This is a genomic window from Segnochrobactrum spirostomi (genome assembly GCF_009600605.1).
Taxonomy (GTDB): domain Bacteria; phylum Pseudomonadota; class Alphaproteobacteria; order Rhizobiales; family Segnochrobactraceae; genus Segnochrobactrum; species Segnochrobactrum spirostomi.
Genome location: NZ_VWNA01000001.1, coordinates 1,573,685 through 1,589,064, shown reverse-complemented (window position 1 = coordinate 1,589,064; position 15,380 = coordinate 1,573,685). Strand labels below are relative to the sequence as shown.

Below are 15,380 nucleotides of genomic sequence, written 5' to 3'. Positions count from 1 at the left end.
CAATTTCGAAGTCTCCTTACTCTAGCAGATCAGACCGCCCCCATCACCTGGCCGCGGAAGCCGTAGACCTTGCGGTCGCCGGCATAGGCGACGAGGGTCACCTCGCGGGTCTGCCCCGGTTCGAAGCGCACCGCGGTGCCGGCGGCGATGTCGAGACGCATGCCGCGGGCCTTGTCGCGGTCGAAAGCGAGCGCGGCGTTGGTCTCGTAGAAATGGTAATGGGAGCCGACCTGGATCGGCCGGTCGCCGGTGTTGGAGACCGTCAGCGTCACCGTCTCGCGGCCTTCGTTGAGGACGATGTCGCCGTCGGCGGTCTCGACCGCGCCCGGAACGAGCGTCTCCGGCGCGCCGCGGATCGGGTCGTGGACGGTGACGAGCTTGGTGCCGTCCGGAAAGGTCGCCTCGACCTGGACGTCGTGGATCATCTCGGCGACGCCGTCCATCACCTGATCCGGCGTCAGCACGTGCGCGCCGGCCTCCATCAGGTCGGCGACCGAGCGGCCGTCGCGGGCGCCTTCAACGACGAAATCGGTGATGAGGGCGACGGCTTCGGGAAAGTTCAGCTTCACGCCGCGCTCGAGCCGGCGGCGTGCCACCATGGCCGCCATCGAGACGAGCAGCTTGTCCTTCTCACGGGGGGAGAGGTTCATCGTTTCCTCCGGACTTCACCAGGAGCGGGGCATGACCTGCCCGCGCAGATGTTCGACGACATGAACGAGCCGATCGCGCAAGGCCTGCGCGTCGGCGGAGACGAGGCGGATGACGAGGAGCCCGCCGAAGGCGGTCGCGGCGCGCTCGACGGGCGGTCCCGGCCGGGTGTCGGCGAGCAAAGCGCGGGCCTCCTCCAGGCGGCTTTCGGCCTCCGGGGCAGCGAGCAGGATGGTGCCCGTGGCAACGGCACCGGCGCCGATCGCCGCGCGGGCGAGCCGCGCGTCGAGCGCCCCGTCGAGCCGGACGTCCTCGGCGAAGATCAGCCGACCGTCGCGGCGCAGGCGCCAGCGGTCGTGGAAGACGCCCTCGGTCAGCCGCTCGCCCATCGCGCGGCGGCCGAAGAACATGGATTCGGCGAGGAGGAGGCGCGCCTCCCCGCTCATCTCGATCGTCAGCCGGCGGGCGAGCCGGGCGCGGTCGAACAGGATCGTCTCCTGCGGCAGCCAGGCGAGCCGGCTCGCCCGGTCCAGCCGCAGGGTCGTCTCGATCTCGGTCGCCGGTCCGTCGGAGCGGTAGATCTTCTCCGCTGCCTGCGTCGTCACAACCGCCTCGGTGCCCGCCGCCGAGGCAATCTCGACCTCCATCCGGTCGCCGCCGGTCAGGCCGCCGCCGGTGTTGATCAGCACCGCTTCGCAGCCCGCGGCGAGGCGCGGCATGCGGACGCGGAAGGAGCCGCGCTCCGCGACCGTGTGGGCATAAGTGCGCGCCGCGCCGGCCGCGAAGGCGAGCCGCACGCCGCCGCGCGCCCGCACGAAATCCGGCAGCCGGAGGGCGGACGGCTCGGTCACGACCGCCGTACCGAACGGCGAAACGCCGCAGTCCGCGCCGGCGGACGGTCGGGGATCGGCGGGAACAGGCGTGGCGAGATCGAGCATAGGCGAAGAGAATCCGACATCAGGCTGAAGCCAAGCAAGCGATATGCCACCGTGGATGAGCCGAACGGCCCCTTGTCCGTCCGCGATCTTTTTGTGCTATCGCCGTTGATCGTCCGCAGCGCTATCTTGCGCCCGGGCGAGCCCGATACGAAGGAAGGCCATGGTTCCGAAGATCGTCTTCAAGCAGCTTCCCGGTCCTTATGCCATCTCGCGGCTGTCACCGAACGATCCGGTGCCAGAGTGGGTCGAGGGGGACGGCTTCACCTCGGTCAGCCGCTCGGACAACGAGCTCTCGATCGTCTGCCGCGAGAAGCGTGTGCCCTCCGACGTCCAGACCGAGCGCGGCTGGCGCTGCATGAAGGTCGTCGGCCCGTTCGGCCTCGACGAGACCGGCATCATCTACGCGATCGTCAAGCCGCTCGCCGAGGAGAAGATCGGCATCTTCCTCGTCTCGACCTATGACGGCGACCATCTGCTGGTGAAGGCCGACGATCTCGACCGCACCCACGAGGCGCTGCGCAAGGCGGGCTACAGCTTCGCCTGAGCGTCCTCCCGCGCGACCAGCGGGATCGGCGGCGGATTGGGCGAGGCTGCGGCCTCCGCCACGAGCTGGCGGCTCGCCGTCTCGATGTCAGCCTCGAGGCGCGCCATGAAGTCGGCGCGCGGCAGGCCCGGCGGGATCGGCGGCAGGAATTCGACCACGATCGTGCCGGGATGGCGCAGGTTGGTGCGTCGCGGCCAATAGAGCCCGGAATTGAGCGCGACCGGCACGCAGGGAACGCCGAGGTCGCGGTAGAGCAGGGCGATGCCCGGCTTGTAGTCGGGCGCCGCGCCCGGCACCTGCCGCGTTCCCTCCGGAAAGATGATGACCTGCTCGCCTCGCGCGACCGCCGCGCGGGAATCCGCGGCCATGCCGACGAGCGCCTTGCGCCCCGCCTCGCGATCGACCGCGATCATTCCCATCCGCTTCATCGCCCAGCCGAAGATCGGGATCTTCATGAGCTCCTTCTTGAGCACGAAGGTCGCGTAGGGGAAGCAGGGGATAAGCGCGAAGGTCTCCCACATCGCCTGATGCTTGGACGCCACCAGATAGCCGCCGGCCGGCAGGTTTTCGACGCCGCGATAGGTGACCTTCGTCCCCACGATGACCCGTTGCAGCCAAAGGCTGACCCGCGCCCACGAAATCACCACCCGCCAGGACAGACGCCGCGGCAGGAAGTAGGCCGGCCAGGTGATCAGAAGATAGCCGATCAGCACGGTGTAGAAGACGGCACCGAACAGCAGCGAGCGGACCACCAGCACGGGAGACAATCCTGGAGCGGGACGGAAGGAAATCGCGGTCCGCCGGCCGGAGCCGACCGAACCCGTGCCTGCGGCACCGGCCTTGGATAGGCGGGCGGCACGGCGCTGACAAGCGCCCGACCGCACCCGGCCTGCAGGATTGCTCGGGCGACGGCTGGGGGGGTGCCGAGATCAGGCCGGGCCGGGCTTGTGAGGAATGACGCCGGCGGCCTGCGACACCGAGGCGGGGCTGGCGAGGCCCAGGCGTTCGGCGAGGAGGCGAGCCCGCACGAGGGTGAACTTCAGATATTCCGAGATCACGAGCCGGATCGTCTCCGGGCGCTCGTACCACCGATCGAGATCGAGGCCCGGCCGGGCGACCGGGTAGGGGATCAGCGTCCGGCCCGGCAGGGCGTCGCCGAACTCGGCGAGCGAGCGGGGGATGTGATAGGCGCTGGTGACGACGAAGAGGGAGTGGAAGCCCTTCTCCTCGGCCCATTTGCGGGCCTCGGCGGCATTGCCCACCGTGTTCGACGCCTCGCGCCCGAAATCGATGCAGCAGCCGGCGAGGAAGCGCGCGACGGGGGCGAGGCGCGACAGGACGGCGTTCTCGCTGACGCGCGGATCGACGCCGGAGATCAGCATCCGCTCGGCCCGGCCGTCCTTGAGAAGATCGAGGGCGTAGGGGATGCGGGCGGCGCCGCCGGTCAGCACGACGATCGCGTCTGCGCGCGTCGTTGCGGGCGGCGGTGCGCTCGTCACGGTTCTCACGAACGAGGCGAAGTCGAAGCCGACCGCCGACACCGCGGCGAGCACGGCGGCAAGGGCGATCATACGGCCCGGGCGGCGGCGCACGGGGGCAGGACCGTCGGCCGCGGCGTGCTGCGGGGTTTCCCGCGGCGCGCGGCGGAAGAATGGCAGCCGCCAAGCCGAACGTCGGGCCCCCGCGTCCCGGCGGGACGGGCTCGATGTCCAAGCGCTCGATTGCCATGAGGCGGACGCAAGACCGGGGGCGGCTTTGAGGGTCGCCGCCTCGGAAGATGCCATCGCCCGCACGGCGGACGAGGAAGTGTGCGACTCGTTAACCGCCATGATCTCAAGCTAACGCAGAAATCTGGGGCTGACGAGGGCCGGTCCGTGGCGAATTCAGGGCCCGAGGGGCTGCCGCCTCAGAGCATGCGCGACAGGTGCCGCACCACGGAAATCCGCGAGGTCAGCGCGGTGAGAAGCGCCACCGCCGCGGTGACGAGAATGGTTGCGGCATAGCCCGACCATCCGATGCCGATCCCGCCGAACAGGGCGCGGGCCTGATCCGCCTCCGCGGTTCCGGCGCCGGCGCGCTGCAAGAGCGCGAGGATGAGGAAGGTGACGATCGCCGCCCCGCCGCCGAGCGCCCCGCCGGTCAAGCCGAGGCGCAGGAAATGTCGCTCGAATTCACGGGCGACGAAGCGGTTCTCGGCGCCGACGAGATGCAGCACCTCGACGATCTCGCGGTTCGCCGCCATCGCGGCACGCGTCGCGAACACGACGCACAGGATCATCGCGGTCAGCACCAGAGCGAGCACCCCGAGCCCGGCGACGACGACGCTGTTCGCCATCGAGGCCATGTGCTCGGTCCACGACGAATGGTCGTCGAGGCTCGCGCCCTTGACCTCCGCCGCAAGGTCCCGGCCGAGCGCCGGCAGGTCCGTCTTGGTGGGATCAGCCACGGTGACCGAGATGAGGCGGGGCACCGGCAGGGCATCGATGTCGAGGCCGGAACCGAGCCAAGGCGCGAGCAGGCCGCGCGTTTCGTCGGCGGAGAGGGTGCGCACGGTGCCGATGCCGGGCGCGGATTCCGCGATCGAGACGGCGCGGTCGAGCGCGGCACCCATATCGACGCCGTCGATGGGGCGAACCTGGATTGTCACCTCGCGGCGCAGATCGGTCTCCCAGCCGGCCGCCGCGGTGCGCACGACGAGGACGCCGGCGATGGTGAGGCAGGCGAGGAAGCTCATGATCGCAACGACGGTGACGAGCGCGCGGCCGGCGACGGAAGACGGCGGCACGATCGGGGTCGTCGGGGCGACGGCGCGCCGCGCCGCGCGCGATCGGCCTGCGTCACCTGTGGCGGCGGCCTTGCGCGGCGCGGCGGTCTTCGCGGCCTTGCGGGCGCCGCCGCTCATTCCGACACCTCGACGCGGCCATCGGCGATCACGAGGCGCCGGGCGTCGACCTGATCCATAAGGCCGATATCGTGGGTCGCGATGACGACCGCGGTGCCGAGCCGATTGAGTTCGAGGAAGAGGCGTAAGAGCCGGCGGGCGAGCGGCGGATCGACATTGCCGGTCGGCTCGTCGGCGAGCAGCACCTCCGGCTGGGTGATGAGGGCGCGGGCGATCGCCACACGTTGCTTCTCACCGCCCGAGAGCACCGGCGGGAAGGCGTTGATGCGATCGCCGAGCCCGACCCAGCGCAGCAGTTCCACCACGTCGTGGCGATAATCGGCGTCTGTGCGGCCGAGCACGCGCAAGGGAAGCGCCACGTTCTCGTAGGTGGTGAGGTGGTCGAGCAGGCGGAAATCCTGGAACACGACGCCGATGCGCCGCCGCAGCGCCGGAAATTCGCGCGGCGCGATGGTGGAGATGTCGCGCCCGAACACGCGGATCAGGCCGCGCGTCGGCTTCAGCGACAGGAACAGGAGGCGGATCAGCGTCGTCTTGCCGGCTCCAGATGGGCCGGTGAGGAACTGGAAGGACCGCGGCGGAATATGGAAACTGAGGTCCTTGAGGACCTCCTGTCCCATTCCGTAACGCAGGCCGACATTCTCGAAGCGGATCAAACATTCTCTCCGGTGAAGCGGACGGGGGCGCGGCGGCGGGTCCTTCGGCTCGGCACGGACGTCGGACGGCACAGATAGCGCATCGCCGGGCGGTGGGCGAGGCCGGCAGGCGAGGCCGTCACGATTGCGCCGATCGCGTTGAACGGGCGTTAACGCTGCCCCGGGCGATCGGCGGATCGGGCGCCATCCCGGGGCGACGCAACCCGCACGATTCGGTGAGCGTTAACATCCGCGGTCGCAACGTCGTCTCGACGGGCGGCAATCGCCCCCGCGCCGAGATGGCGGCGCGGATGAGCACGAAGGCGGCGGGGCGAAACCCCGCAGCGAGGGAGTACGGGGATGGCGCGCATCCTGATCACGGAGGACGACGATTCCGTCCGCACGTTCGTTCGACGGGCACTCGAACTCGACGGCCATGCGGTCATCGAGGCAAGCGACGGCGTCCACGCCATGGAGGCCCTGACCAACCTCGAGCGCGGCTTCGACCTGCTCGTCAGCGACATCACCATGCCGGAGATGGACGGCATCGCGCTCGCCCATGCCGCCCGCGCCCGCCTGCCGGACCTGCCGATCGTGCTGATGACCGGCTATGCCGAGCAGCGCGAGGCGGCCGAGGATCTGCGCGCGGTGATCCAGGATCTCGTCATGAAACCCTTCACCCTGAGCGACATCCGCCGTGCCGTCGGCCGGGCGCTCGCGGGGGGCGGGCGCCGCGTCGACGCCGCCTGATTTCAGATCGCCTCGCCGCGCATCAGGCGGGGGATGTCGGCGCCGCCAAGGCCGGCCGCCTCGCGAATGAAGTGCTTCTTGAGCGGCGGCAGGCGGTCCACCAGCCCGAGCCCGATATCGCGCACCTGCCGCACGAGGCCGATGTCGGTGCGGAACAGCCGGTTCAGCACGTCCGTGGTGAAGCCCATCTCGACGGTGTCGAACCGCCGCCAGGATTCGTAACGCTTCAGAATGTCGAGCGCGCCGGGGTCGAGCCCGAGGCGGCGCGCGTCGACGAGCACTTCGGCGAGCGCCGCGGCGTCGCGGAAGCCCATGTTGAGGCCCTGGCCGGCGATCGGGTGGATGCCGTGGGCGGCGTCGCCCACGAGGGCGAAGCGCGGCGCCACGAAGGCGCGGGCGAGGCTGATGCCGAGCGGATAGGCGTGGCGCGGCCCGGCGAGGCTGATGGCGCCGAGTTCGCGGCCGAAGCGGCGCTCGAGTTCCGTCTCGAAGGTGAAGTCTTCCAGCGCGATGAGGCGCTCGGCCTCGGCGCGGCGCTCGGTCCAGACCAGGGAGGAACGGTTGCCGGTGAGCGGCAGGATGGCGAACGGCCCGTGGGGCAGGAAATGCTCGACGGCGCGGCCCTCGTGCGGCCGCTCGTGGGCGACGGTGGTGACGATTGCCGACTGATTGTAGTCGCTGCGCACCACGCCGATGCCGGCGAGCCCGCGCAGCCGCGAGCGCACCCCGTCGGCGGCGACGAGGAGCCGGGTGCGCAGGGTGTCGCCGCCGGTGAAGTGGAGCGTGGCGACGGCGCCGTCCACGGTGAAGTCGTCGACCGTCGCCGGCGCGATCGTCCGCACGCCGGCCCGCTCGGCTGCGCCCGCGAGCGCGTCCAGCATCACCGCGTTCGGCACCATGTGGGCGAACGGCTCGCCCGGTTCGACGTCGCCGCCGAAGGTGAGGAAGACGGGGCGGACGGTGTCGCGCAGGCGGCTGTCCGTCACGATCATGTCGCGGATCGGCTCGGCCTCGCCCTCGATCGCGTCCCAGGCGCCGAGACGGGTCAGCATGCGGCGCACCGCGGCGGCGATCGCCGAGGCGCGCTCGTCCTTGTAGGGGCCGGGCGGGCGGGCGTCGATCAGGACGACGGAGGCGTTCGGGTCGGCATGGCGGACGGCGAGGGCCGTGACGAGGCCCACGGTACCGCCGCCGACGATCGAGACGTCGGCGATGGTGTCGCCCGCGGCCGGAGCCGCGACGGAGCGGGGGGTGAAGGCCATTGCATGATCCTCGGCTTGCCGTACCAAGCGTCATATAACGCCATGGGCGGTGGATGACATCGCCGGCGGGCCCCCCGCGCGGTTCCGCCGCGTCTGCCTGCGGCACGGGGCGATGGCAGTGAGTACGGAGTGAGCATGATGGGCGACGCGCCGAACCAAGAGGGACCGAGCAAGGCCGAGGATCTCGAGGGGGCGAGCGCGCCCGCGGAACTCGCCCGACTGCTCTCCATCCTCAATCTCGAGCCGATCGAGGAGAATCTCTATCGCGGCACAAGCCCGCAGGACGGCTGGCAGCGGGTGTTCGGCGGGCAGGTGATCGGCCAGGCGCTGGTCGCCGCCTCGCGAACCGTTGAAGGGCGCAACGCCCATTCCCTCCACGCCTACTTCATCCGACCCGGCGATCCCACTGTCCCGATCGTCTACGAGGTCGAGCGGCTGCGCGACGGCCGCAGCTTCACCACCCGTCGGGTGATCGCGGTCCAGCACGGCCGGCCGATCTTCGCGATGTCGGCCTCCTTCCACATCGAGGAGCCGGGGCTCGAACACCAGGTCGCGATGCCCGCCGTGCCGCCGCCGGAGACGCTCGCGCCCTTGCGCGACGCGCTGGCGCCCTATCTCGACACGCTGCATCCCTTCGTGCGCACCTTTTTCAAGCGCGACCGGCTCGTCGATCTGCGCCCCGTCGACCTCAAGCACTACACGACGCGGGAGCCCCTCGCGCCGGTGCAGGACATCTGGGTGCGGATCAATGGGCGGCTGCCGGACGATCCGGCAATCCACCGCTGCGCGCTCGCCTATGCATCCGACGTGACGCTGCTCGACACCTCGCTGTTCGCCCACGGCCGGCCGCCGCTCGATCCCGATCTCGAAGTGGCGAGCCTCGACCATGCGATGTGGTTCCACCGTCCCTTCCGGGCCGACGACTGGCTGCTCTACCACCAGGACAGCCCGACCTCCGGCGGCGCCCGCGGCTACAATCGCGGGCTTGTGTTCGATCGTGCGGGGCGCCTCGTCGCATCGGCGGTGCAGGAGGGGCTGATCCGCGGCGATTGAGCGGCGAAGCCGTGACGGGCCTGCCCACGAAACGAACGTTCGCCTAATATTTGAGCAAATTCGGTGATGAACGCCTCTCGTGCGCCAAATGCGCAGCAATGCATTGCACAAGACGCAGGCTCCCCTAGGATAAAGGGAAGGCTCGATTCGACGCGTCCGGGGGAAACGGCCGATGAAGATCGTCATCGCCATCATCAAGCCGTTCAAGCTCACGGAAGTGCGTGATGCCTTGAGTGGGCTCGGCCTGGAGGGCCTGACCATCACCGAGGTGAAGGGTCACGGACGCCAGCGCGGCCATACCGAGATCTACCGCGGTGCGGAATATTCGGTGTCGTTCATCCCGAAGCTCCGCGTCGAGGTGGTGGTGCCCGCGGAACGGGTCGACGCGGTCGTTTCCGCCATCACCGCGAGCGCCCGGACCGGCCATATCGGCGACGGCAAAATCTTCGTCCACGACATCGACCGCGCGGTGCGCATCCGTACCGGCGAGACCGATCACGACGCCCTCTGAGCGGCGGCGAGCTCGCCTCGTCGTCTTTCGGCTCGCCTGAGGTCGTTTCCGAACTCGGCCTCTCCGCTCCCTTCTCCCCGCGAGCGGGGAGAAGGTGGCCCGACAGGGCCGGATGAGGGGCCGAATCCCCCGAGCATCGCCGAATTTCCCAGATTTTCTGAGTTCTTAGACCCCTCATCCGCCCCTTCGGGGCACCTTCTCCCCTGCGGGGAGAAGAGGGCGGCCGCCTTCGTGGCTTTGGAAAGAGCCGACTGACGATAGTCCGCTCCGCATCGCGAGCCGTCTCTCCGTTAACCTTTTTCAATCCCCCGCACACGCCCCGGTTCCCGAACGCCCCGTGTTGGCACGCGATTTGATTGGGGAGGTGCACGGGCTGTGAGGCCCCGACCACGAGGCGAGCAGGGATAGTTCATGAAAATCGTGATGGCGGTCATCAAGCCGTTCAAGCTCGAAGAGGTCCGCGAGGCCCTCACGAGCATCGGCGTCCAGGGCCTGACGGTCACCGAAGTCAAAGGCTACGGACGGCAGAAGGGTCACACCGAGATCTACCGCGGCGCCGAATACGCCGTGACGCTGCTGCCGAAGCTCAAGATCGAGGTCGTCGTGCCGACCGAAGCCGTCGACAAGACGGTCGAGGCGATCGTCGGGGCCGCGAAGACCGGCCAGATCGGTGACGGCAAGGTGTTCGTCTTCAGCGTCGATCAGGCCGTCCGCATCCGGACCGGCGAGACCGACGTCGACGCCCTCTGATCCTCCCGCCTTTTGACCTTGTCTCTCAGGAGATTTCCCTCATGAAGATTGACGCCATCGCGCGCCGGGTCCTACCCGCAGCGGCGCTTTGTCTCCTCGCCGCCGGAACGGCCTATGCGCAGACGACACCGGCCGCGCCGGCGGTTCCGACCCCGGACAAGGGCGACACGAGCTGGATGCTGATTTCGAGCGTCCTCGTTCTGATGATGTCGGTGCCCGGCCTCGCGCTGTTCTACGGCGGCCTCGTGCGCACCAAGAACATGGCCTCCATGCTCAGCCAGTGCTTCGCCATCACCTCGATGGTGCTGGTGCTGTGGGCGGTCTACGGCTACTCGCTGACCTTCACCGCCGGCGGCGGTCTCAACTCCTTCATCGGCGGCTTCTCCAAGGCCTTCCTCGCCGGCATCACGCCGTCGTCGACCGTCGAGACCTTCTCGAAGGGCGTGGTGATCCCCGAGTTCGTCTACATCTTCTTCCAGGGCACCTTCGCGGCCATCACCCCGGCCCTGATCGTCGGCGCCTTCGCCGAGCGCATCAAGTTCTCGGCGCTGCTGCTGTTCATCGCCCTGTGGGCGACCTTCATCTACTTCCCGATGGCCCACATGGTGTGGTTCTGGGGCGGCCCGAGCGCCTACGCCGATCCGGCCGGCCTGATCTTCTCGTTCGGCGCGCTCGACTTCGCCGGCGGCACCGTCGTGCACATCAACGCCGGTATGGCCGGCCTCGTCGGCTGCATCCTGATCGGCAAGCGCGTGGGCTACGGCAAGGAGCCGCTGCCGCCGCACTCGCTCACCCTCTCCATGGTCGGCGCCGCCCTGCTGTGGGTCGGCTGGTTCGGCTTCAACGCCGGTTCGAACCTCGAATCGAACGGTGGCGCCGCGCTCGCCGCGATCAACACCCTGCTCGCCACCGCCGCCGCCTCGGTGTCGTGGATGTTCGTCGAATGGGCGATCAAGGGTAAGCCGAGCCTCCTCGGCATCATCTCGGGCGCCGTCGCCGGCCTCGTCGCCGTCACCCCGGCCTGCGGCTTCGCCGGCCCGATGGGCTCGATCATCCTCGGCCTCATCGTCTCCCCGATCTGCGTGTTCTTCGTGACCACCGTGAAGAACGCCCTCGGCTATGACGACAGCCTCGACGTGTTCGGCGTCCATGGCGTCGGCGGCATCGTCGGCGCCATCGCGACCGGCATCCTGGTCTCGCCCTCGCTCGGCGGCGCCGGCATCGTCGACTACTCGACCCCGGACTTCGCGGCGACCTTCCCGGGCTACGCCACGCAGGTCATCGCCCAGCTCAAGGCGGTCGGCGTCACCATCCTGTGGTCGGGCATCGGCTCGGCGATCCTCTACAAGATCGTCGATCTCGTGATCGGCCTGCGCGTGCCGGTCGAGGCCGAGCGCGAGGGTCTCGACATCACCGCCCACGGCGAAGCGGCCTATCACAGCTGAGCCATCTCTCTTCGCCGGCCGCCTCCGGGCGGCCGGCGTCGTCCGCTTCGGAATTCCTCCTGAGCCTTGAGCCCGCGTGTCGTTCACGCGGGCTTTTTTTGTGCGCGCTTGTGCCCCTCCGGCGCCTCGGGCAAGAAGGCTCTATGGCGGAGGAGGATGCATGCGGGCCTTCTTCAAGGCACATCTCGGATGGTCGGTGTTCGGACTGCTCGTCCTCGCCTTCGTCCTCTACGAACTCGTCACCAGCTTCGTCGCCTATACGTGGGACGGCTATGTCGCGACCGACGTCGTGGAACTCGCCCCCGAGGTCGACGGCCGCATCGCGCGCATCGCCGTCGGCCGCGATCAGGCGGTGAAGGCGGGCGACCTCCTGTTCTCCCTCGATCCGCGCCCCTATCAGATCGCCGTCGCCAAGGCGCAGGCTACCCTCGCCCTCGCCCGCGCCGAGGAGAAGGCGGCCGGGCAGAAGGTCGCCGTGGCGCAGGCCGCGGTGGCCGCCGCCGAAGCCCGCCGCAGCGACGCCGCGCTGCGCCAGCGCCGGCTCTCGCAGCTCGCGGTGAGCGGGTTCATCTCCGAGCAGGAGAGCGACGACACGGTGCGCGATCTCGACACCGCAAACGCCGCGCTCGCCTCCGCGCGGGCCGGGGAGGCGGCGACACGCAGCGAGGTCACGGTCGCCGCCGCCGCGACCGGCGTCGCCGAGGCGTCGCTGCAATCGGCCCAGTACGATCTGTCGCGGACCGAGGTCCACGCCCCCGCGGACGGCTACGTCGCCCCCTTCGTCGCCAAGCCGGGGATTATGTGAAGGTCGGCGACACGGTGGTCGCACTGGTGACCAACGACGGCTGGCGCGTGGTGGCGAACCTCCAGGAGGAATATGTCGCGAACCTGAAGCCGGGGCAGGTGGTCTATGTCCGCCTCGCCTCGGACCCGTGGGCGATCCATGTCGGGACGGTGCGGGGCGTCGCCCGCGGCATCGCGCGCCACCAGGACCCGACCAACCCGCTGCCTTATGTCGGCGTCGACACCGATTGGGTGCGGCTGCAACGCCGCTTTCCGGTCGAGATCGACCTCGGCGACCTGCCGAAGCGGCGCCGGCTGTTCGCCGGGGCGGACGCGAGCGTCGTGACCTTCATGGGAGGGCCGTCGTGAGGCGGCGGCGCGGGCGGTGACCGGCGTGGCGGATCCCACGAGCCTCGCGCTCGGGGCGCCGATCGTCGAGCGGCAGGCGGTGCTCACGGCCTTCAGCGTGTGGCTCGCCGCGATGATCGCCTTCCTCGCCTGGCTACCCGACCCCTATTGGGCGGCGATCTCGGCGTGGATCCTGGCGCAACCCGATCATCGCGCTGCCCTCACCAAGGCGGTGCTGCGGCTCGCCGGCACGGCCGCCGGCTGCTTCGTCGGGTTCTGGCTCGCGGTCTGGACGGCGGGCGAGCCCGCGGAGCAGATCGCCTTCCTCTCCGTCCTCGTCGGCGTCTCCACGGCGCGGCGCTTCGTCTCCGCCTACGGCTATGCCTGGATCATGTTCGGCGTCACCGCCACCATGATCGTGGTCGGCAACGCCAGCGGCACCGACGACCTCTTCCGCCTCGCCACGGCGCGGGCGATGGAGATTTCCGCGGGCGTTCTCGCCCACCTGATCTCGACGCTCCTGTTCGGCCGCCTGATCGGCACGCCGCCGCCCGCGCCGGCCGCGACGGGGGTGGCCGAGCGCCTCGACATCGAGCACACGGCGATCCTGTCCGGCGTCGCCACCGCGACGATCCTGATCCTGTGGACCTTCACCGACCTGCCGAGCGTCGCCCAGGCGATCGTCAGCGTCGCCGCCCTGATGGACCGGGAGGTCGGGCGGATGGAGGTGCGCGGGCTCCACCGCATCGTCGGCTGTGTCCTCGGCGGCGCCCTCGGCATCGCCGGCGCGCTCCTCCTGCCGCAATCCCTCATCGCCTGGTCGATCGGGTTCGGGGCCGGCATCTGGGGGCTCGCCCGTCTCCACCACAGCACCAGCCGGTTCGCCTATGTCGGCACCCAGGGCGGCATCGCTTTCATTCTGGGCATGATCACGGGCCCGGGCGCGCCGACCTCCATCACGCCGGCGATCGAGCGCCTCGCCGGCATGCTGACGGGCGTCGTCGTGCTGATCGTGCTCGTGGTGATGCTGAAGCCGCTCTTCCTCGGCCGCGCCGCCCGGCGGATGGCGGCGCAATCCTGAGCGGCGCAGTGCTCAGTGGCGGCGTCAGAACGGCCGGCGCTGGCGGATGGCGGCGGACAGCGTGCCTTCGTCGAGATAATCGAGCTCGCCGCCGACCGGCACGCCGTGGGCCAGGCGGGAGATCGCCACGCCCGTGCCCTCGAGCTGGTCGGTGATGTAATGGGCCGTGGTCTGGCCCTCGACCGTCGCATTGACGGCGATGATGACTTCCTTCACCGCCGGGTCGGCGGCGCGTTCGACGAGTTGGCCGATGCGCAGATCGTCCGGGCCGATGCCGTCGAGGGCGGAGAGGGTGCCGCCGAGCACGTGATAGCGCGCATCGACCGCGCCGGCACGCTCGAGCGCCCACAGATCGGCGACGTCCTCGACCACCACGATCACGCTCGGATCGCGCTTCGGATCGGTGCAGATGGTGCAGGGGTCCGAGGTATCGACGTTGCCGCAGGTCGAGCAGACCCTGACGCTCTCGGCGACCGTGCCGAGCGCGGCGGCGAGCGGCACCAGCAATTGCTCGCGCTTCTTGACGAGCGCGAGCGCCGCCCGGCGTGCCGAGCGTGGGCCGAGGCCCGGCAGGCGCGCGAGCAACTGGATCAGCCGCTCGATTTCGGGGCCGGTGACGGAACGTTTCATTTCAACTGGGCAATTTTGGAAATTAGATTGCGGCCGATTGCAGTCTGGACTCTTAACTCTTGGTTGAAGTCGTCAATTATCCGCCTCGAGCTTTGAATTAGCGCAGTTCTCTGTTCATCAGAAATCTTTTCATTCTTCTCTGTATTATATATCGACGTTTGAAATGAAGCGAGGCGTGTTGCTGTAATTCGGACGCGGCGAAAGTATTGATCAACTTCTCTCTCGATATTCTTCTCTCAGACTATAAATATACTTTCTCTCTGTCTAGAATAGAGACCGACTTCATCCTTTAGGACTTCAATGAGATCGAAATATATTATTGATGAAGACCTGTATTCGCTTAATAGGATCTCTGATGACTCGATCGTGTTCTCGATTGTGGCGATTAAAAACAGAAATGCATTCCTGCGGAGCGTCTTTCGGCGCTCCGCCTCTGTCAGCCTAATGGAAAGTAAGGCTACTATAGGGGATAGGATAATGCCAACTACCAAGCCCCAGAAGTTTGCACTTTCTACAATACTGACAAGCGTTTCCATTGCGGCCTCAGAACGGCAGCTTGAAGCCGGCCGGCAGGCCGATGTCGCCCATCAAGGCCTGGGTGCGCTCGGCGAGCAGGCCCTCGGCCTTCTGGCGGGCGTCGGCGTGGGCGGCGAGGATGAGGTCTTCGAGGATCTCTTTCTCGTCGGCCTTGAGGAGCGAGGGATCGACCGACAGCGCCTTGAGATCGCCCTTGCCGGTGAGCGTCACCTTGACGAGGCCGCCGCCGGAGACGCCCTCGACCTCGATCGCGGCGACCTCCTCCTGCAACGAGCCCATGCGCTCCTGGAGCTGCTTGGCCTTGGTCATCATCTTGAGGAAGTCCATCGCGAAGGTCCTTCTGTCGCGCGGCCGATCTGCTGCCGAGGCCCGCACACTTACGGATAATTCGACCGCAGGGAAACGCGGTCGGTAAGCGCATGTTCAAAAAAACGCAATCCCGAGCGTGATGCAGCCGTTAGGGGCGCTCGAGCGATGAACGCGCGACAGCGCACCCGGCGCCGCACCGATCTACCGGAAACCGCGCGGTCCGTTGCGGGAGGCGGATTCGGGTTTGCGAATCA

General features: G+C 68.7%; 18 protein-coding genes. 9 read left to right on the top strand and 9 right to left on the bottom strand.

Features of this window, described 5'->3' with window-relative positions; all coding sequences use genetic code 11:
- Positions 1-29: 29 nt before the first annotated feature.
- Positions 30-650 (bottom strand): urease subunit gamma, encoded by a 621-nt coding sequence (locus F0357_RS07145; RefSeq protein WP_153479712.1) that lies wholly within the window; start codon positions 648-650, stop codon positions 30-32.
- Between the two features lie 15 nt (positions 651-665).
- A complete protein-coding gene (locus tag F0357_RS07140; protein WP_153479711.1) occupies positions 666-1,586 on the bottom strand; it encodes an urease accessory protein UreD in 921 nt (306 codons plus the stop codon).
- 160 nt (positions 1,587-1,746) lie between these two features.
- Here F0357_RS07140 and F0357_RS07135 point away from each other — a divergent pair, with 160 nt between their 5' ends.
- The gene (locus tag F0357_RS07135) at positions 1,747-2,130 is read left to right on the top strand and encodes an ACT domain-containing protein (protein WP_153479710.1); all 384 of its coding nucleotides are present in this window, start codon (positions 1,747-1,749) and stop codon (positions 2,128-2,130) included.
- Here F0357_RS07135 and F0357_RS07130 read toward each other — a convergent pair.
- From F0357_RS07130 to ftsE, 4 genes are all read right to left on the bottom strand, one after another.
- On the bottom strand, positions 2,115-2,888 hold the full coding sequence (locus F0357_RS07130) for a lysophospholipid acyltransferase family protein (protein ID WP_312861490.1): 774 nt from the start codon (positions 2,886-2,888) through the stop codon (positions 2,115-2,117). The genes F0357_RS07135 and F0357_RS07130 overlap by 16 nt on opposite strands.
- A gap of 171 nt (positions 2,889-3,059) precedes the next feature.
- Positions 3,060-3,701: a YdcF family protein gene (locus tag F0357_RS07125; RefSeq protein ID WP_208948252.1), complete on the bottom strand. Its 642-nt coding sequence runs from the start codon at positions 3,699-3,701 to the stop codon at positions 3,060-3,062.
- A 335-nt stretch (positions 3,702-4,036) separates the two neighbouring features.
- Positions 4,037-5,032 carry a cell division protein FtsX gene (locus tag F0357_RS07120; protein WP_208948251.1) on the bottom strand — a complete coding sequence of 332 codons (996 nt, stop codon included), beginning with the start codon at positions 5,030-5,032 and terminating at the stop codon, positions 4,037-4,039.
- Entirely contained in the window at positions 5,029-5,688 is a 660-nt protein-coding gene (gene ftsE, locus F0357_RS07115) for a cell division ATP-binding protein FtsE (RefSeq protein WP_153479707.1), read from the bottom strand. The genes F0357_RS07120 and ftsE overlap by 4 nt, the downstream gene beginning before the upstream one ends.
- Positions 5,689-6,027: 339 nt before the next feature.
- Between ftsE and F0357_RS07110 the strand changes: the two genes are divergently transcribed.
- A complete protein-coding gene (locus tag F0357_RS07110) occupies positions 6,028-6,417 on the top strand; it encodes a response regulator (protein ID WP_153479706.1) in 390 nt (129 codons plus the stop codon).
- Between the two features lie 2 nt (positions 6,418-6,419).
- Here F0357_RS07110 and F0357_RS07105 read toward each other — a convergent pair whose 3' ends face one another.
- A complete protein-coding gene (locus tag F0357_RS07105; RefSeq protein ID WP_153479705.1) occupies positions 6,420-7,679 on the bottom strand; it encodes a ubiquinone biosynthesis hydroxylase in 1,260 nt (419 codons plus the stop codon).
- A 138-nt stretch (positions 7,680-7,817) separates the two neighbouring features.
- On the opposite strand from F0357_RS07105, the gene tesB reads away from it, so the two are divergent.
- The 7 genes from tesB (at position 7,818) to F0357_RS25150 (ending at position 13,650) form a co-directional block, all read left to right on the top strand.
- Positions 7,818-8,732 (top strand): acyl-CoA thioesterase II, encoded by a 915-nt coding sequence (gene tesB / locus F0357_RS07100; RefSeq protein WP_153486406.1) that lies wholly within the window; start codon positions 7,818-7,820, stop codon positions 8,730-8,732.
- Between the two features lie 172 nt (positions 8,733-8,904).
- Positions 8,905-9,243, top strand: coding sequence for a P-II family nitrogen regulator (locus F0357_RS07095; protein WP_153479704.1), 339 nt, complete (start codon positions 8,905-8,907; stop codon positions 9,241-9,243).
- 411 nt (positions 9,244-9,654) lie between these two features.
- Entirely contained in the window at positions 9,655-9,993 is a 339-nt protein-coding gene (locus tag F0357_RS07090) for a P-II family nitrogen regulator (RefSeq protein ID WP_153479703.1), read from the top strand.
- A 41-nt stretch (positions 9,994-10,034) separates the two neighbouring features.
- On the top strand, positions 10,035-11,438 hold the full coding sequence (locus F0357_RS07085; protein ID WP_153479702.1) for an ammonium transporter: 1,404 nt from the start codon (positions 10,035-10,037) through the stop codon (positions 11,436-11,438).
- A gap of 160 nt (positions 11,439-11,598) precedes the next feature.
- Complete coding sequence (locus tag F0357_RS07080) at positions 11,599-12,243, top strand: HlyD family secretion protein (RefSeq protein ID WP_153479701.1); 645 nt, start codon at positions 11,599-11,601, stop codon at positions 12,241-12,243.
- On the top strand, positions 12,240-12,590 hold the full coding sequence (locus F0357_RS07075; protein WP_153479700.1) for an HlyD family secretion protein: 351 nt from the start codon (positions 12,240-12,242) through the stop codon (positions 12,588-12,590). Before F0357_RS07080 ends, F0357_RS07075 begins: the two co-directional genes overlap by 4 nt.
- Positions 12,591-12,615: 25 nt before the next feature.
- The gene (locus F0357_RS25150; RefSeq protein ID WP_153479699.1) at positions 12,616-13,650 is read left to right on the top strand and encodes an FUSC family protein; all 1,035 of its coding nucleotides are present in this window, start codon (positions 12,616-12,618) and stop codon (positions 13,648-13,650) included.
- A gap of 24 nt (positions 13,651-13,674) precedes the next feature.
- Here F0357_RS25150 and recR read toward each other — a convergent pair whose 3' ends face one another.
- Together recR and F0357_RS07060 are read right to left on the bottom strand one after the other, a co-directional pair.
- Positions 13,675-14,280 carry a recombination mediator RecR gene (gene recR, locus F0357_RS07065; RefSeq protein ID WP_153479698.1) on the bottom strand — a complete coding sequence of 202 codons (606 nt, stop codon included), beginning with the start codon at positions 14,278-14,280 and terminating at the stop codon, positions 13,675-13,677.
- 543 nt (positions 14,281-14,823) lie between these two features.
- A complete protein-coding gene (locus F0357_RS07060) occupies positions 14,824-15,144 on the bottom strand; it encodes a YbaB/EbfC family nucleoid-associated protein (RefSeq protein WP_153479697.1) in 321 nt (106 codons plus the stop codon).
- Between the last annotated feature and the right edge of the window lie 236 nt (positions 15,145-15,380).